This window comes from Treponema sp. R80B11-R83G3, assembly GCF_054786115.1.
The window spans coordinates 1-651 of record NZ_BDHF01000400.1; the positions used below are offsets into that span (position 1 = coordinate 1).

A 651-nucleotide genomic window follows, 5' to 3' on the forward strand; every position below is an offset into this window, starting at 1 on the left:
AGGGGGTAATAGGGAGTAATAGGGAGTAATAAGTATTGACATAATTTCTTATCTGGTATAGAATTAGAGCAATAGGGAGTACTACAGGGTAATAGGGAGTAATGGGGTACGAACTCTGGTAACGCTGGCGGGTATGGTTATGTTGGTAAGGCTGGTGCAACCGGAAAAAGCGTAATCCCCAATGCTGGTAACGCTGTCGGGTACAGTGTTACAGTTTTCTAATGCCTACTCACAAGTACGCTTTATTACTCATAAGTCTATATCAGATAACGAATTAAGTCAACTACTTTCCTCATAATTATTTTTAATTACTCATAATTACCCACCGTTATTCAACAAATATGATGTCTTATCTGGTGTAACATAAGCGCATTTTACATTACAGCATTTAACAAACCTGTATATTTATTACCGCAGACCCTATTCAAAACACCATTTATAACGCCCATAAAAGCCCACGAAACAGCGTTAATCCCCATTATCGCATCACATTTAACCTTTATGCCCAATAAAACCCCTTCCAATGCCGTTTTTTGCGTCTTTATTGAATTTTGCGTTTTGCCCTTGCCATACTTTTTTGTCCATTTTTATCCAGATTTTTTGGATAGCACATCGAATGTCCGCACAAAAAAGGGCGGTCTCTACCGAAAA

Annotated in this window: 1 pseudogene; it reads right to left on the reverse strand. The window is 38.4% G+C overall.

Annotated elements, in window-relative coordinates:
- Nucleotides 1-81: 81 nt before the first annotated feature.
- Nucleotides 82-195, reverse strand: a pseudogene (locus ACYVRH_RS14105) (leucine-rich repeat protein); the annotation flags it as partial.
- Between the last annotated feature and the right edge of the window lie 456 nt (nucleotides 196-651).